18 protein-coding genes are annotated in these 19,708 nt (G+C 70.4%); 5 read left to right on the top strand and 13 right to left on the bottom strand.

Annotated elements, in window-relative coordinates; translation table 11 throughout:
* Window positions 1-13 precede the first annotated feature (13 nt).
* The 3 genes from G3T37_RS08140 to G3T37_RS08130 are packed head-to-tail and all read right to left on the bottom strand — an operon-like array spanning window position 14 to window position 3,008.
* Window positions 14-1,387 carry an LCP family protein gene (locus G3T37_RS08140; protein ID WP_338401218.1) on the bottom strand — a complete coding sequence of 458 codons (1,374 nt, stop codon included), beginning with the start codon at window positions 1,385-1,387 and terminating at the stop codon, window positions 14-16.
* Window positions 1,384-1,887 (bottom strand): 5-(carboxyamino)imidazole ribonucleotide mutase, encoded by a 504-nt coding sequence (gene purE, locus G3T37_RS08135; protein WP_163472995.1) that lies wholly within the window; start codon window positions 1,885-1,887, stop codon window positions 1,384-1,386. Before purE ends, G3T37_RS08140 begins: the two co-directional genes overlap by 4 nt.
* An 8-nt stretch (window positions 1,888-1,895) precedes the next feature.
* Complete coding sequence (locus G3T37_RS08130; protein ID WP_163472994.1) at window positions 1,896-3,008, bottom strand: 5-(carboxyamino)imidazole ribonucleotide synthase; 1,113 nt, start codon at window positions 3,006-3,008, stop codon at window positions 1,896-1,898.
* Window positions 3,009-3,119: 111 nt separating this feature from the next.
* Here G3T37_RS08130 and G3T37_RS08125 point away from each other — a divergent pair, with 111 nt between their 5' ends.
* Window positions 3,120-3,617 (top strand): GtrA family protein, encoded by a 498-nt coding sequence (locus G3T37_RS08125; protein ID WP_163472993.1) that lies wholly within the window; start codon window positions 3,120-3,122, stop codon window positions 3,615-3,617.
* Window positions 3,618-3,627: 10 nt separating this feature from the next.
* Here G3T37_RS08125 and G3T37_RS08120 read toward each other — a convergent pair whose 3' ends face one another.
* From G3T37_RS08120 to G3T37_RS08105, 4 genes are all read right to left on the bottom strand, one after another.
* Window positions 3,628-4,938, bottom strand: coding sequence for a nucleotide sugar dehydrogenase (locus tag G3T37_RS08120; RefSeq protein ID WP_163472992.1), 1,311 nt, complete (start codon window positions 4,936-4,938; stop codon window positions 3,628-3,630).
* A gap of 76 nt (window positions 4,939-5,014) precedes the next feature.
* Window positions 5,015-5,551: a PH domain-containing protein gene (locus G3T37_RS08115; protein WP_163472991.1), complete on the bottom strand. Its 537-nt coding sequence runs from the start codon at window positions 5,549-5,551 to the stop codon at window positions 5,015-5,017.
* 3 nt (window positions 5,552-5,554) lie between these two features.
* On the bottom strand, window positions 5,555-6,364 hold the full coding sequence (locus G3T37_RS08110) for a biotin--[acetyl-CoA-carboxylase] ligase (RefSeq protein WP_163472990.1): 810 nt from the start codon (window positions 6,362-6,364) through the stop codon (window positions 5,555-5,557).
* Between the two features lie 4 nt (window positions 6,365-6,368).
* Complete coding sequence (locus tag G3T37_RS08105; protein ID WP_338401217.1) at window positions 6,369-7,580, bottom strand: cytidylyltransferase domain-containing protein; 1,212 nt, start codon at window positions 7,578-7,580, stop codon at window positions 6,369-6,371.
* Window positions 7,581-7,731: 151 nt separating this feature from the next.
* Between G3T37_RS08105 and G3T37_RS08100 the strand changes: the two genes are divergently transcribed.
* Window positions 7,732-9,330, top strand: coding sequence for an acyl-CoA carboxylase subunit beta (locus tag G3T37_RS08100; RefSeq protein ID WP_163472989.1), 1,599 nt, complete (start codon window positions 7,732-7,734; stop codon window positions 9,328-9,330).
* Complete coding sequence (locus G3T37_RS08095; RefSeq protein ID WP_163472988.1) at window positions 9,327-9,554, top strand: acyl-CoA carboxylase epsilon subunit; 228 nt, start codon at window positions 9,327-9,329, stop codon at window positions 9,552-9,554. The genes G3T37_RS08100 and G3T37_RS08095 overlap by 4 nt, the downstream gene beginning before the upstream one ends.
* Before the next feature lie 1,296 nt (window positions 9,555-10,850).
* Here G3T37_RS08095 and G3T37_RS08090 read toward each other — a convergent pair.
* The 4 genes from G3T37_RS08090 to G3T37_RS08075 all read right to left on the bottom strand — a co-directional run bounded on the left by G3T37_RS08090 (window position 10,851) and on the right by G3T37_RS08075 (window position 15,230).
* Window positions 10,851-11,885 carry a hypothetical protein gene (locus G3T37_RS08090; protein ID WP_163472987.1) on the bottom strand — a complete coding sequence of 345 codons (1,035 nt, stop codon included), beginning with the start codon at window positions 11,883-11,885 and terminating at the stop codon, window positions 10,851-10,853.
* Window positions 11,882-13,168 (bottom strand): sensor histidine kinase, encoded by a 1,287-nt coding sequence (locus G3T37_RS08085; RefSeq protein WP_179465115.1) that lies wholly within the window; start codon window positions 13,166-13,168, stop codon window positions 11,882-11,884. Before G3T37_RS08085 ends, G3T37_RS08090 begins: the two co-directional genes overlap by 4 nt.
* The gene (locus tag G3T37_RS08080; RefSeq protein WP_163472986.1) at window positions 13,158-13,862 is read right to left on the bottom strand and encodes a response regulator transcription factor; all 705 of its coding nucleotides are present in this window, start codon (window positions 13,860-13,862) and stop codon (window positions 13,158-13,160) included. Before G3T37_RS08080 ends, G3T37_RS08085 begins: the two co-directional genes overlap by 11 nt.
* A gap of 141 nt (window positions 13,863-14,003) precedes the next feature.
* Window positions 14,004-15,230: a class I SAM-dependent RNA methyltransferase gene (locus G3T37_RS08075; RefSeq protein ID WP_163472985.1), complete on the bottom strand. Its 1,227-nt coding sequence runs from the start codon at window positions 15,228-15,230 to the stop codon at window positions 14,004-14,006.
* Window positions 15,231-15,251: 21 nt separating this feature from the next.
* Here G3T37_RS08075 and G3T37_RS08070 point away from each other — a divergent pair, with 21 nt between their 5' ends.
* Both G3T37_RS08070 and G3T37_RS08065 read left to right on the top strand, forming a co-directional pair.
* Entirely contained in the window at window positions 15,252-15,884 is a 633-nt protein-coding gene (locus G3T37_RS08070) for a Maf family nucleotide pyrophosphatase (RefSeq protein ID WP_163472984.1), read from the top strand.
* A gap of 80 nt (window positions 15,885-15,964) precedes the next feature.
* Window positions 15,965-17,719: an acetyl/propionyl/methylcrotonyl-CoA carboxylase subunit alpha gene (locus G3T37_RS08065; RefSeq protein WP_163472983.1), complete on the top strand. Its 1,755-nt coding sequence runs from the start codon at window positions 15,965-15,967 to the stop codon at window positions 17,717-17,719.
* Between the two features lie 21 nt (window positions 17,720-17,740).
* Here G3T37_RS08065 and G3T37_RS08060 read toward each other — a convergent pair whose 3' ends face one another.
* Both G3T37_RS08060 and G3T37_RS08055 read right to left on the bottom strand, forming a co-directional pair.
* A complete protein-coding gene (locus tag G3T37_RS08060) occupies window positions 17,741-18,244 on the bottom strand; it encodes a hypothetical protein (protein ID WP_163472982.1) in 504 nt (167 codons plus the stop codon).
* Window positions 18,241-19,677: an NAD(P)H-quinone dehydrogenase gene (locus G3T37_RS08055; protein WP_163472981.1), complete on the bottom strand. Its 1,437-nt coding sequence runs from the start codon at window positions 19,675-19,677 to the stop codon at window positions 18,241-18,243. Before G3T37_RS08055 ends, G3T37_RS08060 begins: the two co-directional genes overlap by 4 nt.
* Window positions 19,678-19,708: the final 31 nt, after the last annotated feature.

Raw genomic sequence — 19,708 nt, 5'->3', positions numbered from 1 at the left:
ACCGCCCGTCGCGCTACGGCGTCGGCGTGGAGGTGGGCGTCGCGCCCTTGAGCGCCGACTTCACGAGCGAACGGATCTCGGCGAAGTCGGGGTGGATCTCGTCGATCGTGGGCGGCACGAGTTCGAGCTGGGTGAGCTTGTGCGTGCGCGCCTTGTCGGCGAGGTCGACGAAGCGGCCGAGCATGAGCTGCGGGATATCGGTCTTGACGACCTGCTTGCCCGCGTTGGCGACCGCCTGGAACTTGGTGAGCACGGTGGCAGGACTGAACTGCGCCAGGATCGCGGCCTGCACCTGCCTCTGGCGCGCCATCCGGTCGTAGTCGCTCGTGGAGTGCCGCGATCGCGCGTACCAGAGGGCCGTGTACCCGTTCATCTTCTGCACACCGGGTTCGATCCAGCCCTGCACGTTGATCGGCGTGCCATCGGGTGCCTGACCGCCGTTGATCGGCAGCCGCTCCGTGACGTCGATGGTGACCCCGCCCAGGGCGTCGATCAGGTCGGAGAAGCCCTTCATATCGATGAGCACGTAGTACTGCAGGGTGATTCCGAGCGTGCCCTCGACGGCATCGCGCATCGCCTCGATCCCGGGCGAGCTGCCGTGGGCCGCAGCTGCGGGGTACAGCGAGGGATGCTCCTCGCCGTAGGTGTAGAGGAAGCTGATGAGGCAGTTCACGCCGCAGTCGTAGCCGTTGGGATAGGGCTTGTAGAGCGGCGAGCCCTTCACGAACGGCACGCGCTGCATGTTGCGCGGCACGCCGATGACGGTCGACTTGCCGGTCGTCGCGTCGATGCTGACCACCGAGATGCTGTCGGGGCGCAGACCGGTGCGGTCGGGGCCGGCGTCGCCGCCCAGCAGGAGCACGTTGTAGCGCCCGTCGATCGGGGCGGCGTAGCCCTGGCCGCTCGAGAAGATGCCATCGAGGGCGCCGCGGGCGACCCCCGCCAGGTAGGCGCCGTAGCCGCTCGTGCCGGCCGTGACGAGCAGCATGACGACCGCGAAGCCCGCGACGAACCGCCGGGCCGAGGGGGGCGTGGCGATGAGCCGGGCCAGTCGGAGCGTGTCGAGCGTGAGAACGATCCACAGAACCGCGTAGAAGACGAGGACCGCCTCGCCGATGAGCAGCACGGGAGAGGAGGTGACCACCGAGTAGACGAGCGTGCGGGCGAGCATCCAGGTCGCCAGCAGGATGACCGTCAATGCCCACGCGACGAGCGTCGCCCCCAGCCCGAACCTCCCCAACCGCCGGTTGCCGGCGAGCACCTGCGCAGACCCGGGAATGAGCAGGTTGAGCACCACGAGCCACCAGGCCCGCTTCGCCATGACACTCGGTGAGCCGAGGTCGGGCTGCCGGACCGGCGTCGCCGCCGGCGCGCTGGCCGCGGTCACAGGCTCGCTTTGAGCGCGGCGTTCTTCTCTTCGACGGTGCGCTCGAGGGAGGCGGCGAAGTCGGCCAGGCGCTGGGCGAGCGCCGGGTCGGAGACGGAGAGGATGCGCACCGCAAGCAGTCCGGCATTGCGCGCACCCCCGATCGAGACGGTGGCGACGGGAACCCCGGCCGGCATCTGCACGATCGACAGCAGAGAGTCGAGACCGTCGAGCTTCGCGAGCGGTACCGGAACGCCGATCACGGGCAGCGTGGTCACGGCGGCGACCATGCCGGGCAGGTGCGCGGCACCGCCGGCGCCCGCGATGATGACCCCGATCCCGCGGGACGCCGCGTCGCGCCCGAAGGCGATCATCTTCTCGGGGGTGCGGTGGGCCGAGACCACCTCGACCTCGTGCTCGACGCCGAACTCGGTGAGGGCGTCGACGGCCGCGGACATGACGGTCCAATCGGAGTCGGACCCCATGATGACGGCGACACGGGGGGTGGGCATGCCCTCCATGCTAGGTGTCACCCCTCGAAGAACGCCGAAGCGGCGCGCGCCTGATACACGACCTCGTCGAGCTCGTCGCCGATGGCGGTGACGTGACCGACCTTGCGCCCGGCGCGCGGCTCCTTGCCGTAGCCGTGGAACTTGACGGTGGGCTGGTCGGCCATCGCCGAGGCGTAGCGATCCGTGAGAGCCGCGCCGATCGGGCCGCCGAGCACGTTGACCATGACCGTCCACTCGCGGTGGGTACCGGTCGCCCCGAGCGGCAGGTCGAGCACGGCGCGCAGGTGCTGCTCGAACTGGCTGGTGCGCGAGCCGTCGATGGTCCAGTGGCCGCTGTTGTGGGGGCGCATCGCGAGTTCGTTGACGAGGATGCGGTCATCCGTCGTCTCGAACAGCTCCACAGCGAGCACGCCGGTGACGTCGAGCTTCTCCGCGATGGTGGTGGCGATGTCGCAGGCCATGTCGGCGATCGCGCCGACCGAGGAGGGCGCCGGGGCGATGACCTCGGCGCACACGCCGTCGCGCTGCATCGACTCGACCACGGGCCAGACGGCGACCTCGCCCGAGGGCCGCCGAGCCACGAGCTGGGCCAGCTCGCGTCGGAAGCTGACGAGTTCCTCGGTGAGCAGGGGGCCGCCGAGCGAGAACCAGTCCGCGACCTCGGAGGCGTCGTGAACGACGCGCACGCCCTTGCCGTCGTAGCCGCCCACCGGGGTCTTGACGACGGCCGCGCCGCCGTGATCGGCGAGGAAGGCGGCGAGGTCATCCGCGCTCTCGACCCGGGCCCAGTCGGGGCACGGCACGCCGAGGGCGGTGAGGCGCTCGCGCATGACGAGCTTGTTCTGCGCGACGGCGAGCGCCGCGGGCGAGGGACGCACGACAACGCCCTCCGCGAGGAGCGCGGCGAGCACCTCCTGCGGCACGTGCTCGTGGTCGAAGGTGACGACGTCGACCTCGCGCGCGAAGGCCAGAACGGTCTCGGCGTCGCGGTAGTCGCCGACGGCGGTCGCGGCGAGGATCGCCGAACTGCCCTCGCTCTCTGAAAGGACTCTCAGTTCGACGCCGAGCTCCACAGCGGGCGGAATCATCATGCGTGCAAGCTGTCCGCCACCGATTACGCCGATTCTCATGTCTCTCCGCCCATCGTGCGACCTGTGCTCGCCCCCAGCAAACAGGCGTGTTTCGGCCGTTAGACTGCCAACCGCCTCACCCCCATTGTTCCCCAATCGACGGATGACCGCATGCGCACCCTCTTCGCCCAGATCGCCCGCTTCGGCGTGGTCGGCGCCGGCGGATTCGTGCTCGACCTCTCGGTGTTCAACCTGCTGCGCGCCACGGTGTTCAACCCCGATCAGGTGCACGAGGGTCCGATCTGGGCGAAGGTCGTCTCCACGAGCGTCGCGATCGTCTTCAACTGGCTCGGCAATCGCTACTGGACCTTCCGCAAGGAGAAGCGCAAGCACCCGGTGCGCGAGGGGCTCGAGTTCCTCGTCGTGAGCCTCGTCGGCATGGGGATCGGCGTCGCCTGCCTGTGGATCTCCCACTACGCCCTCGGGCTCACCTCGGCGCTCGCCGACAACATCTCGTCGAACGTCATCGGGCTCGGGCTCGGCACGCTCTTCCGCTTCGCCCTCTACCGCCTCTGGGTGTTCAAGAACGACGACGACGAGGTCGCGCCGTCGCACCGCGAGGCCGGTGCCGCGAGCGGCGAACCGCTCACCGCCTCCGCCGGCAACTGAGCGCGACCGCTCAGGGGCGTCCGAGGCTGCGGTAGGTCCAGCCGGCGCCGCGCCAGCGGTCCACGTCGAGGCAGTTGCGACCGTCGAGGATGATCGTGCCCGCCGCCCCCGCCAGATCGGCCGGCTCGAGCGCGCGATACTGCTTCCACTCGGTGAGCACGAGCACCGCATCCGCGCCCGTGGTCGCCTCGGCGACGGTCTCGGCGTAGTGCAGTTCCGGGTGCACGCGCTGCGAGGTCGGAATGGCCTCCGGATCGGTGGCGAGGACGATGGCGCCCTCGTCCTGCAGCCGGCGTGCGACGTCGAGAGCCGGCGAGTCGCGCACGTCGTCGGAGTCGGGCTTGAACGCGAGGCCGAGCACGGCGACGCGCTTGCCGGTCACATCCCCGCCGAGAGCCTCTCGCGTGAGCTCGACCATGCGGTCGCGGCGGCGCAGGTTGATCGCGTCGACCTCACCGAGGAAGGCGAGCGAGGAGCCCAGGCCCAACTCCTCACCGCGGGCTCGGAACGCACGGATGTCTTTGGGGAGGCAGCCACCGCCGAAGCCGAGGCCGGAGTTGAGGAAGCGCCGACCGATGCGCACGTCGTGGCCGATCGCGTCGGCGAGCTGGGTGACGTCGGCTCCGGTCGCCTCCGCGATCTCCGCCATCGCGTTGATGAACGAGATCTTGGTGGCGAGGAACGCGTTCGCGGAGACCTTCACGAGCTCGGCCGTCGCGTAGTCGGTCACGAGCCGGGGGGTGTCGCGCGCGAGCGCCGTGGCGTAGACCTCGTCGAGGAGCGCGATCGCGCGATCGCGGGCCTCCGTCGCGGGCACGCCGTAGACGAGGCGGTCGGGGCCGAGGGTGTCCTGCACGGCGAAGCCCTCGCGCAGGAACTCGGGGTTCCAGGCGAGTTCAGCGTCGACGGGCGCGCTCGCGACGAGCTCGGCGAGGCGGGCCGCGGTGCCGACCGGCACGGTCGACTTGCCGACCACGAGCGCTCCGTCGCGGAGGTGCGGCAGCAGCGCGGTCACCGCCGCGTTCACGTAGCTGAGGTCGGCGGCGTATTCGCCCTTCTTCTGCGGCGTTCCGACCGCGATGAAGTGCACCTGGGCATCCTGCGCCTCGGCCATGTCGGTCGTGAAACGCAGCCGGCCGGAGGCCATGGAGCTGGTCAGGATCTCGGGCAGACCGGGCTCGAAGAACGGCGCGGTTCCCGCGGAGAGGGCGTCGATCTTCGCCTGATCGACGTCGATGCCGACGACGTCGTGGCCGAGTTCTGCCATGCATGCCGCGTGGACAGCGCCGAGGTAACCGCATCCGATGACCGAGATCTTCACTCGCAACTCCTGCTCTCCGCTGGCGCGTCGGGGTGCGCACCGAAGTCACCAGTCTAGGAAACAGCGGGAGTCGCCGTTACCGCGTCCCCCAGAGGGTGGTCTCGTCGTTCGCGGTGGAGGCGACCTGCTGACGCCGGGCCGCGATCGTGCTCGCGTTCGCCTCCATCAGATCGTGCAGGGTCGCCTGTACGAGATCCGCCCCCGGGACGTCGGTCAGGACGATCGGATGCTCGAGCCCCGAGTTGATCTGCACGTCACCGCTGCGGAACGCCCCCTGGAGGCCCGCCCGCCGCACCGTGACGTCGTAGCCGCGGCTGTGCAGGAGCTCCTGCCGCACGCGCACGAACAGGCCGCGCCGCAGCACGATCCGACGGGTGGTGATCGTGTAGTTGCGCCCCAGCCACGAGAGCAGGGGCAGCAGGAACAGCAGCACGGCGAGCAGTGCCCCCGCGGCGAGGATCCCCGTGTTCTGCCACGGCTCGGGCAGCAGGCCGTAGCTGTAGCCGGTCGCCCCGGCGATGACGATGAGCGCCAGAGACGGCCACAGCATGCGTCGGGCGTGCGGACGCAGGCGCGCGACGACGCGTTCCTGGGCGGTGGGCTCATCCGACATGAGTCATTCATACCTCAGGTGGGTCACGTCTCCGGCGGCGACAGCCTGCGGGCGGCCATCCGATTCGCGCACGACGACGATGCGACCGGAGTCGTCGAGAGATCGGGCGACGCCGACGAGGTCGTCGCCACCCGGCAGCTCAACCCGCACCCGCTGGCCGAGGGTGCCGCAGGCGGCGCTCACCGTGTCGAGCAGACCGGCGGCACGGGCATCCCCGCCCGCGGCGATCAGCGCGTCGACGAGCTCGCGCAGACGGAGGAGCATGCGGCTGAGGGCGAGGTCGACGAGGGCATCCCCCGACTCGGTGGCGCCGGCGAGCAGCAGCGAGGTCGCCGTGGGCACCGGCAGCTGCTCGGCGGTGAGGCTGAGATTGAGCCCGATGCCGACGACGACCGAATCGGCGCCCGGCTGCAGTTCGGAGAGGATCCCCGCCACCTTGAGACCGTCGATCTGCACGTCGTTCGGCCATTTGACGGTCGTGCGATGGTCGCCCACGAGTGAGCGGACCGCGTCGGCCACCGCGACGCCCGCGAGCAGCGGCAGCCAGCCGAGCGTCGGCAGAGCGACGGCGCCGGCGACGGCGCCGGGCAGACGGGGCCGCACGAGGATGCTCGTCGCGAGCATCCCGCCCGCCGGCGCCGTCCACGCCCGTCCCAGTCGGCCGCGCCCCGCCCGTTGCGAGGTCGAGGTCACGACCGTGAAGTCGGCGACATCGCCCTCGCGCACGAGAGCGGCCAGCACGTCATTGGTGGAGGCGACGTCGTGGACGACGTCGAGGCGGGCGGCGATCGCGGAGCTGAGCGGCAGGTGCATCGACTCAGGCTAGCTGCGCGCATCCCTCCCCGGAGGCCGCCGTGCGCGTGCGCAGCATCCGTTCCGCGAACTCCCGGATCGCACCGTGCCCGCCGGGGCGCGTGAGCACGATGCGCGCCGCCCGGATCACTTCGGGGTGGGCATCCGCGACCGCGACCGGCCAGCCGACGAGTCCCATCGAGGCCAGGTCGTTGAGGTCGTTGCCGATGTAGGCGATGCGGTCGAGCGAGAGCCCGCGCGTCTTCGCCCAGGCCTCGAGCACGGCCGCCTTGTCGTCGACTCCCTGACGCACGTCGACGTGCAGTTTGCGCGCGCGGGCGGTGACGACGCGATTGGTCTCCTTGCTGACGATGAGCAGCGGGTAGCCGGCGGTGCGCAGGAACTCCATGCCCATGCCGTCGCTTCGGCTCGTGGTCACGCGCTCCAGCCCGTCGCCGCCGATGGAGACGCGGTCGTCGGTGTGCACCCCGTCGAAGTCGGTCACGAGCGCGTCGACGTCGACCCGCTCGTCGCTCGCGAACACGGGGGCGAGTGCCTGCGCGATCGAGAGGTCGGCGTCGTCCACGACCTCCATCGCTCGACGCGGGTCGACGGGCTGCACGGCGACGGTGCCGAAGCGGAGGTGGCGCGCACGGCGGAAGCCCCGGGCATCCAGCACGGCGAAGGCGCCGGTCTCCTCGAACTGGGCGGGCGCCTCCTCGCGCCGCGACCCGGCGGCGGGCGAGTGACCGAGGGGCTCCAGACCACGGGCGCCGGCACGCCAGAGGAAGGATCGGGTGGGCACGGCGGAGAGCACGACGTCGCACTCGCGGGCCGCGACCCGGGTGATCGCGGCGTCGAGATCGGTCGGCGCGATGAAGGGCGAGGTCGACTGCAGCACGACGAGGATGCCCGGCTGCTCACCGAGCGCGTCGAGCACCTGGAGCAGCAGCTGTTCGACCCCCGCGGGCGCCGCCGCGAGCTCGGCCGGCCGCACGAGGACCTCCGCCCCCGAGGCGCGGGCCTCCGCAGCGACCACGGGGTCGTCGGTCGAGACGACCACCCGGTCGACCGCCGCACTCCCCCGCGCCGCCCGGATCGCCCGGGCGATGAGGGTCGCTCCCCCGACGCGCACGAGATCCGCTCCGAGACGGCCGACCGCACCTCCCCGGGCCGGGATGATCGCCACCACGCTCACCGGCTGTCCCCCATCGCTCTCTCCGCTGGAGTTCCCCACGCTAGGCGCGGCAGGGGATCGGCAGCGTTTCGATCGGGTGAACGTCGGCTGACCGTGAAGCGACGAATGAGAATCCTGCAACAGGGCGCGCGAGTTTCTGTGCGGTTCCGACAACGCTCGGGGCTGGGGGGTGTTGAGTAGAGTGAAATCCGTGACCCCCGAGAATGCAACGCCCGACCTGTTCACGACCGCGGGGAAGCTCGCCGACCTGAAGTCCCGCTATCACGAGGCCGTGACCGCGAGTGGCGAGGCCGCCATCGAGAAGCAGCACTCGAAGGGCAAGAAGACCGCGCGCGAGCGCATCGAGCAGTTGCTCGACCACGGCTCATTCGTCGAGCTCGACGAGTTCGTGCGCCACCGCACCCACGCCTTCGGCATGGAGAAGAAGCGCCCCTACGGTGACGCGGTCGTCACCGGAACCGGCACCATCCACGGCCGCCAGGTCGCGATCTACAGCCAGGACTTCACCATCTTCGGGGGCTCCCTCGGCGAGGTCGCGGGCGAGAAGATCATCAAGGTGATGGACCTGGCGCTCAAGACCGGCGTGCCCATCATCGGCATGCTCGACTCGGGCGGGGCGCGCATTCAGGAGGGCGTCGTCGCCCTCGGCAAGTACGGCGAGATCTTCCGCCGCAACACGCAGGCCTCCGGGGTGATCCCGCAGATCTCGATCATCATGGGGCCGGCCGCCGGTGGCGCCGTGTACTCCCCGGCCCTCACCGACTTCGTCATCATGGTCGACAAGACGAGCCAGATGTTCGTGACCGGACCGGACGTGATCAAGACCGTCACCGGCGAAGACGTCGGCATGGAGGAGCTCGGCGGCGCGCTCACCCACAACAAGATCTCGGGCGTCTCCCACTACCTGGCGAGCGACGAGGATGACGCACTCGACTACGCGCGCACCCTCCTGAGCTACCTCCCCGACAACAACCTCGCGGAGCTGCCGGTCTACGAGAACGCGGTCGAGCTGGAGATCACCGACGACGACCGTCGCCTCAACACGATCATCCCCGACTCGCCCAATCAGCCGTACGACGTCAAGACGGTCATCGAGCACATCGTCGACGGCGGCGAGTTCCTCGAGACGCAGCCGCTGTACGCACCCAACATCGTGGTCGGATTCGGCCGGGTGGAGGGGCGGTCGGTCGGTGTGATCGCCAACCAGCCGAGCGCGATGGCGGGCACCCTCAACATCGAGGCGGGTGAGAAGGCCGCGCGCTTCGTCCGGTTCTGCGACGCCTTCTCCATCCCCATCCTCACCCTCGTCGACGTTCCGGGGTACCTCCCCGGAACCGACCAGGAGTGGACCGGCGTGATCCGGCGCGGGGCGAAGCTGCTGTACGCCTATGCCGAAGCCACCGTGCCGCTCGTCACCGTGATCACGCGGAAGGCCTACGGCGGTGCCTACATCGTCATGGGCTCCAAGCAGCTCGGCGCCGACCTCAACTACGCGTGGCCGACGGCCGAGATCGCCGTCATGGGCGGGCAGGGTGCGGTGAACATCCTGTATCGCAACGAGATCCGCGCGGCGGAGGTCGCCGGTGAGGATGTCGCGGCGGTGCGTACGCGCCTCGCCAACGAGTACACCTACAACGTCGCGTCGCCGTTCCTGGCGGCCGAGCGGGGTGAGCTCGACGGAGTGATCGAACCGGCCGCGACGCGCGTCGTCGTCGTGAAGGCGCTGCGGGCCCTGCGCACCAAGCGGGCGACGCTGCCGCCCAAGAAGCACGGGAACATCCCGCTGTGACCGACGACGCCGCAACTCTCGCCGATTTCGTCGTCGTGTCGGGAGCGCCCGACGCGGAAGAGCTCGCGGCCGTCACCGCCGTGCTCGCGGGCGTGCTGGACGAGCTTGCCGCCGAGCGGGGGCGCCAGAGTCACGGCGGGCAGAGCGCGTGGCAGCGAACCCAGCGATCGGTTCGCGGAACGCTGACGCCCGGCGCCGGCCAGTGGCGGGGATTCGCGGGCTGAGGTCGTCCGGCGCGCGGCCGGGTCGTTGGGGCGCGAGCGTGATGCTGCCCGACGGGTCGATGGGGCGCGAGCGTAGTGCGCCCGACGGGATGGGCGGTGCGCCCGGGGTTCGCGCCCACGCGCCTGGACCGGGCCTGCGCCCAGGCGTCTGGGACGGGCCCGCGCGTCTGTCTGGACCGGGGCCGCGCCCAGGCGTCTGGATCGGGCCCGCGCCCACGCGTCTGGACCGGGCTCGCGCCCAGGCGTCTGGACCTAGGCGCGGGCGGCCGGGGCGCGGCCCGAATACCGTCACCCGAATGGGGGTGATTCTTCGGATTTACCCTGTGGGCACGTGCCCATTCAACGAAATCCGAAGCATTCGCCTACGGAACAGGTCGGTCTATCCCCACGGGCTCAGAACTTTTCCGCAGAATTGGGGCATATGTACCCCGAAATCCGTTGCCTTACCACCCAAAGTGGGGGTAAATTGGCCCCTAATCAGGGATTTTCAGAGAAAATTGTCCCCCAGTTGTCCCCCTAAATGACGACTTTTGCAGACGCCCCCGTCCCGGCATTATTAACTCTGCTAGGTGTTCCTCTTTGAGTTACACCACCAGATCACTGGCCGACTAGGGTAAGCGGGCCAGTGACTTGGGGGCGGGTCAGGGCGATATTCGGGTTGTCGCCCTGACCCGGGTCTTAGCGAGGGGCCGGGAAATCTTCCCGGCCCCTCTGCTCGTTAACGGGCGTGCTCGCTGCGGAGCGTGCCCACGTCCCCCACGAGTTGGCACTTTTTGTGCAAGAACTCGTCCCCCTCCCACCAAGTGGTCCCAATCGGGCCCCGAACGCCAGTTGTTGCACAAAAAGTGCCAACTCGCGGGGCAAGGGAAAAAACGACGGGCCTCGACGGCCCGACCACACTCGCCACCTCCGCGCCCGAGGTCGCACAAAACGTGCAACAAGACGCGAGCGCCGCATCCAGTTGGCGCAATCCGGCCCCAAACACGAGTTGTTGCACAAAAAGTGCCAACTCCCGCAAGGCGGCGAGCAACTCGCGGGGCAAGGGAGAAAAACGACGGGCCTCGACGGCCCGACCACACTCGCCACCTCCGCGCCCGAGGTCGCACAAAACGTGCAACAAGACGCGAGCGCCGCATCCAGTTGGCGCAATCCGGCCGCGAACGCGAGTTGTTGCACAAAAAGTGCCAACTCGCGGGAGGGGGCGAGCAACTCGCGGGAGGGGGCGAGCAACTCGCGGGAGGGGGCGAGCAACTCGCGGAAGGCGGCGAGCAACTCGCGCAAGGCGGCCCGCCGCCGTCAGGCGACGGTGCGGGGGATCTCCAGCCAGAGGCTGACCTCGTCCTCCTCGGACGAGTCCTGGCCGAGGGCGACCGCGTCCTCGTCGGCGGCGGAGCGCAGGCCGACGACGGTCACCGCGACGTCGGAGCCCTCCGGCACCGTTCGCGCGATGATCTTGTCGGCGTCGGTGCTGTCGAGTGCCGCGGCGAGGCGATTGAGCACGCGATCCAGGTCTTCGTCGGAGAGGTCGTCGATGCCGCCCTCGTCGAGCAGGGTCACCGTCGCCCCACGGCGCCGGGCCTGCATCACCTGCGACCGCACGGCGTCGTTGAGGAGCTTGCGACCACGGATCTCGTCGCGGATGGCGCCCTCCAGGTGCAGGCACTCGACGCGCTGCTCGTCGGTGAGGTTGCCGTTGCTCGCCTCGATGACCCGCAGCATTTCGAGCGCCATCGAGCTCGTCTGGCCGAGCCGGAACTGGCGCTCGAAGACGTGCGCCTCCTGCGCCGCCTGCCAGTCGGTCGCTTCGCGCTCGGCGAGAGCGAAGCGCTGGGCGTCGCGGGTGGCCTTGGCCATGCCCGAGCTGAGGATGTGCGAGACCGCGACCCACACGACGCTTCCGATGACGCCGATGCCGGCGAGCGACCCCGGGCCCGCCCACAGCACGGACTGCACGGCGAGGAAGATGACGCCGATCCACGCGAAGGTGTGCCGACGCCGCGTCGAGGTGATCGTCATCAGGGTGCCGACAGCGGCCACGTACCACGTGCCGTAGCCGTTGTTCTTGGCGGGGTTGAGCTCGTGAGTGACGAGCAGGGGCAGCGCGATGGCGACGGCGAGGTTGAAGCCGGCCATCCAGATCGGCATTCGGGTCGGACCCCAGGGCACCAGGCTCATGATGGAGGCGATCGCGTACAGCGCCATCGCGACGAAGATGGGCCCGTCGTTGAACGGGATGTTGCGGAGCAACGAGTAGGTCGCCAGCACCAGGTGGTAGCCGGAGAACAACCCCGCCATACCGACGATGAGGTAGCGGGGAACACCGATGTTCATCGACGCGCCTCGCGATCCACGGCGGTGAGCTCGCCGTCCTCGCCGATCACGGGCGCTGGGGTGAGCGCGGGCCAGCGCAGGGTGACCAGGGTTCCCTCGCCGGGGGCGGAGGTGATGACCGCCGTCCCGCCCGCGTTCGAGACGCGCTCCAGAATGGACACGCGCACGCCGAGCCGCTCGGTCGGCACCGCGTCGACCCGGAACCCTGCCCCGGTGTCGCCGACGGCCACCTCGATGCCGCCGGGGCGGATCCCGCGAAGCGTGACCCAGCGCTCGATCGTCGGCTCGGTGCCGCCGTGCTGCAGGCTGTTGACCATCGACTGCACGGCGGCCGAGTAGATCGCCTCGCCGGCCTGCACGGGGATGGACCGGGGTCCGGCGTCGCGACCGCGCACCTCGAAGGGCGGCGACATGGCGGCGGCGGCCTCCGAGATGCGGCGCGCGATGTCGCGCAAGCGCATGGTCGTGCCGTCATCGGGCTGCACGAGGGCGGCATCGTGAAGGTGGCCGATCGCGTTGCCCGCCATCGTGGCGGCGAGCTCCTTGGCTTCCGGCGTGTACGCCCGCGCGGCCGAGAGCAGCGTCGTGAGCACGCTGTCGTGCACGATCGAGTCGACCTGCACGCGCTCGACCTCGGTGGCGTGCTGGCGAACCGCGTGGCTGTAGCGGTCGAGCGCGGTCGCCTGCGCGGTGTCGACGTTCACCGCGGCCTGGCGCAGCATCGTCACGATGATGACGATCGCGGCGCCGAGGATGATCGCGTAGATCGAGTCGAGCGCGGCGAGCGGCGCGGTCGCACCCCCGCCCTGCGGGGTGAGCCGGATGATGCCGTAGATGATCGGCACACCGAACAGGTAGATCGTCGAGACGCGCGTGGAGAACGCGATGGCCGCCGTCGCGGTGCCGACGGTCAGCATGTAGTAGAGCCAGTGATTGTCTTTGGTGACGGCGCTCGGGTCGCTCACCGCGAAGGGCCAGCTGACGAGGGCGATCACGTAGACGATCGCGACGAGCGCGTGCCCCGGCCGCACGAAACGCTGCACGATCGAGGCGATGAGCGAGACGATGATGCTCGCGAACAGGGCGCTGACGATGGCGCCCACCCAGATCGGGTTCGCCTGGTTGATCTGGCCGAGGAGCGGCCCGACGGTCTGGGCCCCGAAGACGAAGCCCGACGCGGCGACGGACCGCGAGATGACCGTCTCGACCTGCTTGCGGCTGATCGGGTTGCGCGGCTGCTTGATCTGCGCGGGAGCGCGCTGACCGGTCGCGCTAGACGACATCCCCGCCATCCGGATCGAGGCCCGGGAGGATGCCGTCCTCGACGGCGCGTCGCAGAAGGTCGACCTTGGTCGGCGCGGGGCGCCCGACCTCGACGTATTTCACGCGGATGCGGTCGAGGTACTCGCGCGCGGTGGAGTAGCCGATGCCGAGCTGTTCGGCCGCCAGCTTGAGGGGCAGCCCCGAGGCGTAGAGGTGGAGGATCTCGCGCTCGCGCCGACCCAGCTGGGCCTTCGAGAAGTCGCGGTCGGCGTCGATGGCGGTGGCCCACTCGAGGTTGTTGAGCACCTCGCCGCGCGCCACGGTCGCCGCGGCCTGCAGCACCGTGCGGGTCGCCGATGACTTCGGGATGACCCCCGCAGCACCCGCGGCGAGTGCCTCCCGCACGCTCGCCACCCGGTCAGCGATGCTGTGCACGAGCACGGCGGCACCGATGGACTGGCAGCGCTTGACGTTGTCGGTGACGGTCGAGCCGTCGCCGAGCGAAAGGTCGAGCACGACGACGTCGACCTCGCGGTTGTCGAGATCGCGGATCAGCTCGTCGACCGTCGCGGCGGCGAGGATGAAGTCGTAGCCCTCATCGAGGAAGGCGGCCTTGAGGCCGAGTCGCACCGACTCGTGGTCGTCGACGACAGCCACACGCACCCCGCTCGGTCGCAGGTCGGCTCCTGCCTCGTGCACTGTTGTCTGGACCATGCCCGTTCCCGTCTACCCCTCGGCGGTGTTGCTTGCCGTGTCAATCGTATCGGCAGATGCGCCGGGCGCACGGATACCACGGCCGCCCGAGCGAGTCGGCAGACCCAGCACCGACCGATTCCCGTCGCCGCGGCGTCAACGTTACGCGCGCACCAGCCGCGTGACCGCCTCGACGTGGTGCGTGTTGGGAAAGAGATCGAAGGCGCGCAGGTCATCCACCTCGTAGCCGCGCTCGCGGAACAAGCCGATGTCACGGGCGAGGGCCACCGGGTCGCAGGCCACGTAGACGAGCTGGGCGGGCTGCAGCGCGGCGATGGCCTCCACGACGACCGCGCCCGCGCCCGCCCGGGGCGGGTCGAGGATGACCGTCCCCGCCCGCATTCGCTCCCGCTCGCCCTCGCCCGCGCTGCCGGCGAGGGCGGTGATCCACCGCTCCACCCGTGCCGTGACCGCCGAGGCGCCGACCCATTCCACGAGGTTGCGCCCCGCATGCTCGGTGGCCGCCGCATCGCTCTCTACCGTGGTGATGCGGGTGGCGCTGCCGAAGCGGTCGCCGACGGCGGCGGCGAGCAGGCCGACGCCGCCGTACAGGTCGAGGTTGTGCGCGCGAGGGTCGAAGAGGGCGTCGTCGATCGCGTGCTGCACCGCGTCGGTGAGGGTGGTGGCCGCCGCCCGGTGCACCTGCCAGAATCCGCCGTCGTCGAGGGTGAACTCGCGCTCTCCCACTCGCTCGGTGATGGTGAGGGGCTTCTGCGTGCCGATGATGAGTCTCGCCCCGCCGACCGACGGTTCGAGCACGTCCACCGTCTGCTCTCCGGGGAAGCGGTCGCCGAGCGGGGCGACCTCCCGCACCCCGGGTGTGGCGAGGGGGAGGTCGGCGACGCGGATGACGCGGTGCGAGCGGGCCGCGTACGGCCCGATGCCGCCGTCCTCGTCGACGTGCAGCCGCACCCGCGTGCGCCATCCGGTGCCGTCGGGCTCGCCCGGGAGCGCCTCGACGACGACGTCGCGGGTGATCCCGCCGAAGCGGGAGAGCGCGTCGGTGATGACCTGACGCTTGAGTTCCCGCTGGTGGCCGATCTCGATGTGGCCGAACTCTGCTCCGCCGGCCCGGTCCCGGGGGTCGCGGCCCGGTCCCGCGGCCGCCCACACGTGCTCGCGACGGTGTGGGCTGGGCTCCAGCACCGCGACCGTCTCCGCGCGCCAGAACGACTTCTTCGAGTCCTCGGTGATCCTGGCCCGCACGCGCTCTCCGGGGATCGCGTCGGAGACGAACACCACCCGTCCGTCGTGGCGCGCGACCGAGATTCCGCCGTGCGCGACGTTGGTAACCTCGAGTTCGAGCTCTCGCCCCTGCATTTCACCCATCCGTCGAGCATAGGAGCCCGCGTGCGCCTGTACCTTGCCTCCACCTCTCCGGCCCGACTCGCCACCCTGCGCGCGGCGGGCGTCGAACCCGTGCTGCTCTCCTCCGGGGTCGATGAGGATGCGGCGGTCGCCGCCGCGGGCGACCTCACCACCGAGGAGACGGTGCTCCTTCTCGCCCGCCTCAAGGCCGAGGCCGTCGTCGGCCGCACGGTCGACGACGAGCCGATCGACGGGATCATCCTCGGCGGGGACTCCATGTTCGAGCTCGACGGGGTCGCCTACGGCAAGCCGCACGAGCCGGCCGTCGCGCGCGAGCGCTGGCTCGCCCAGCGCGGCCGCGAGGGCGTGCTGCACTCCGGTCACTGGGTGATCGACCACCGCGGCGGTGTGGCCGCGGGCGTCGGAGGCGACGTCTCCTCGGCGCACGTGCGCTTCGCGTCGAGCATCACCGAGCACGAGATCGACGCCTACATCGCGACGGGCGAGCCGCTCGAGGTCGCGGGCGCCTTCACGATCGACAGCCTCGGCGCCGCGTTCATCACCGAGGTGCGGGGCGACCCGCACGCGGTGGTCGGGCTGTCGGTGTCGATGGTGCGGGAACTGCTCCTGCCGTTCGGGGTGTCATGGCCCGCGCTGTGGGGCCCGCGCTTGTAGGCATGCTGCGCGGGTCATCCTGCCTTTTTGGAGGGTGTCCCCAAAAGGGTGGCTCTTGCCGCCCAATAGGCTGGGTCATTATGGCTCGAATCCACAAGGTACTGATCGCCAACCGCGGAGAGATCGCCGTGCGCGTCATCCGCGCCGCCCGCGACAGCGGCATCGCCTCCGTCGCCGTCTACGCCGACCAGGACCGGGATGCCCGGCACGTCAAGCTCGCCGACGAGGCCTACGCGCTCGAGGGCACGACGAGCGCCGAGACCTACCTCGTGATCGACAAGATCCTTTCCATCGCCCGCCGCTCCGGCGCGAACGCGGTGCACCCCGGCTACGGCTTCCTCGCCGAGAACGCCGACTTCGCCCGCGCGGTCATCGACGCCGGCATCATCTGGATCGGCCCCTCCCCGGAGGCGATCGAGCAGCTCGGCGACAAGGTCTCGGCGCGCCACATCGCCGAGAAGGTCGGCGCCCCGCTCGCCCCCGGCACGCTCAATCCGGTCTCCGGCGCGGACGAGGTGCTCGATTTCGTCGACGTGCACGGTCTCCCCGTCGCCATCAAGGCGGCGTTCGGCGGGGGTGGACGCGGGCTCAAGGTCGCGCGCACCCGCGAGGAGGTTCCCGAGCTCTTCGACTCCGCGACGCGTGAGGCGGTCGCGGCCTTCGGACGCGGCGAGTGCTTCGTCGAGAAGTACCTCGACCAGCCCCGGCACGTCGAGACCCAGTGCCTCGCCGACTCCGCGGGCACCGTCGTCGTCATCTCCACCCGCGACTGCTCGCTCCAGCGCCGCCACCAGAAGCTCGTCGAGGAGGCTCCCGCGCCGTTCCTGAGCGCCGAGCAGAACGCCGCCCTCTACACCGCCTCAAAGGCGATCCTGAAGGAGGTCGGCTACGTCGGAGCCGGCACCTGCGAGTTCCTGGTCGCGAAGGACGGCACGATCTCCTTCCTCGAGGTGAACACCCGCCTGCAGGTCGAGCACCCGGTCTCGGAGGAGGTCACCGGCATCGACCTCGTGCGCGAGCAGTTCCGCATCGCCGAGGGCGGGCTCCTCGACTACGACGACCCGGCACCGAAGGGCCACTCCTTCGAGTTCCGCATCAATGGCGAGGATGCGGGCCGCAACTTCATGCCCTCCCCCGGCCCCGTCCACGTGCTGCGGTTCCCCGGCGGCCCCGGCGTGCGGGTCGACAGCGGCGTCACGACCGGCGACGTCATCAGCGGCGCCTTCGACTCCCTCCTCGCGAAGCTCATCGTCACGGGCTCCGACCGCACGGACGCCCTCGAGCGCGCGCGCCGCGCCCTCGACGAGTTCGAGGTCGCGGGCTTGCCCACCGTGCTGCCCTTCCACCGCAAGATCGTTCGCGACCCCGCCTTCACCGACGAGCCCTTCCGGGTGTACACGCGCTGGATCGAGACCGAGTTCGACAACGACATCGAGCCGTGGAACGGCGAGCTGGAGCACGACACCACCGGCGCGGCACCGCGCCACACGGTCGTCGTGGAGGTCGAGGGCAAGCGCATCGCCGTCTCGCTGCCGACCCAGCTGCTGCCCTCCTCGGCGAGTGTGGCGAACGCGCCCGCTCCCCGCCGTCGCGGCGGCGGCGCGGTGAGCACCGTCACCGGGGATGCCGTCACCTCGCCCATGCAGGCCACGGTCGTGAAGATCGCGGTCGGCGAGGGCGAGCGGGTGGTGAAGGGCGACCTCGTGCTCGTGCTCGAGGCCATGAAGATGGAGCAGCCGATCACCGCCCACAAGGACGGCACCGTCACCGGCATCAACGCCGAGGTGGGCGCGACCGTCTCCTCGGGCCACCTGCTGCTGACGATCGCCGACTAGCCTCCGCCGCGGGGCGGGGTCTCACCCCGACGGGGTCGCGGCCGCGGCCGGATCCTTGACCATCACCAGGGTCTGCTTCACGACCGACCCCGCGGCGATCGCCGCGATGTCCTTCGAGGCGTTGCCGTACTTCGAGTGCCGGTCGAGGATCGTCCCGATCTCCATCCGCGTGCCCGCCGGCACCGAACGGATCGTCGCGCGGCCCTTCGCGTCGGTGTAGCTGCTCACCAGGAAGGTGTTGTCGGCGTCGCTCGCGTACACGTACACGAGGTTGAGCGCGAGCTTCGCGCCGTGCACGTCGACGAGCTGCAGGATGATCGTCCCCGAGCCCACGCGCGCGGGCGCACTCACCGCGGCCGTGGGGGTGGGCGTCGGCGTCGGCGGAGCGAGGAATGTCTCGGTCACGTCGGGGAGCGCGCTGGGCGTGGGGCTGGGGCGACCCAGGCCAAGCGCCGAGCATCCGCACAGCGCGGCGACGAGCGCGAGGGGCGCGGCGGCCCGGGCGAGGGGGCGAGGGAGAGTCAATTGACGATGTGCATGGCCCGCGCCGCATCGGTGATGCTGCCCGTCAGCGAGGGGTAGACGGAGAAGGCGCGCGCCAACTGGTCGACGGTGAGGCGGTGCTCGACGGCGAGCGCGATCGGCAGGATGAGCTCGGAGGCGCGGGGCGCGACGATCACGCCGCCGATCACGGTGCCCGAACCGGTGCGGGCGAACAGCTTCACGAAGCCGTCGCGCAGCCCGATCATCTTGGCCCGCGGGTTGGAGGAGAGCGGCAGCTTGTAGATCTCGCCCTGGGCGATGCCGTCCTCGATCTGCTTCTGGGTCCAGCCGACGGTGGCGATCTCGGGGTTGGTGAAGATGTTCGAGGTGATGTTGCGCAGTTCGGTCGGGTTGACCGCGTCGCCCATCGCGTGGAACACGGCGGTGCGGCCCTGCATCGACGCGACGGAGGCGAGCGGCATGAAGTCGCTGCAGTCGCCCGCGGCGTAGATGGACGGCATCGAGGTGCGGGCGACCCGGTTCACCCGGATGTGGCCGCTGTCGGTGAGCTGCACGCCGGCCTCCTCCAGGCCGATGCCGGCGGTGTTGGGGATGGCGCCGACGGCCATGAGGCAGTGCGAGCCCTCGACCTTTCGGCCGTCCGACAGGGTGGCCACGACGCCGTTGGGGGTGCGGACGACGGAGTCGGCGCGGCTCTTGGAGAGCACCTCCATGCCGTTGCGGGTGAAGACGTCCTCGATCACGCGGGCGGCGTCCGCGTCCTCGCCCGGCAGCACCTGATCGCGGCTGGAGATGAGGGTCACCTTGGAGCCGAGGTTGGTGAAGGCCGACGCGAACTCGGCGCCGGTCACGCCGGAACCGACGACGATGAGGTGCTCCGGCGCCTCGGTGAGCGTGTAGAGCTGGGTCCAGGTGAGGATGCGCTCGCCGTCCGGCTTGGCCGAGTCGAGCTCGCGGGGGCGCGCACCGACCGAGACGACGATGGTGTCGGCGTCGATCTCGTCGAAGTCGGTGGACTTGGCGCCGCCGCCCGTCGAGACGATCACGCGCTGGGGTCCGTCGAGCCGGCCCTCGCCCTGGATCACGCGCACGCCAGCCTTGATGAGCTGCGACTTCATGTCCTCCGACTGCTGGCGGGCGAGGCGCAGCAGCCGGGCGTTGACGGCCGTGAAGTTGACGGTGACCTCGGGACGCACGGGGCGCCCGGCGTCGTTGCGCGTGAAGAACTGCACCCCGAGTTCGGCGGCCTCACCGATCGCGCTCGTGGCCTCGGCGGTCGCGATCAGCGTCTTCGAGGGCACGACATCGGTGAGCACGGCGCTGCCGCCGACCCCGACCCGCTCGACGAGCGTCACCTCCGCCCCGAGCTGCGCACCCGCGAGGGCCGCCTCGTAGCCACCGGGGCCGCCGCCGACAATCGCAATGCGCTGCTTGCGCTCGAACTCATAGGACATGCAGCCATTGTTCCGGATCGCCAGACGGCGA

The sequence above is a fragment of the Galbitalea soli genome (assembly GCF_010686725.1).
GTDB classification, from domain to species: Bacteria; Actinomycetota; Actinomycetes; order Actinomycetales; family Microbacteriaceae; genus Galbitalea; species Galbitalea soli.
Note: the sequence above shows the minus strand (reverse complement) of the source record. Positions and strands in the feature narration are given on the sequence as shown.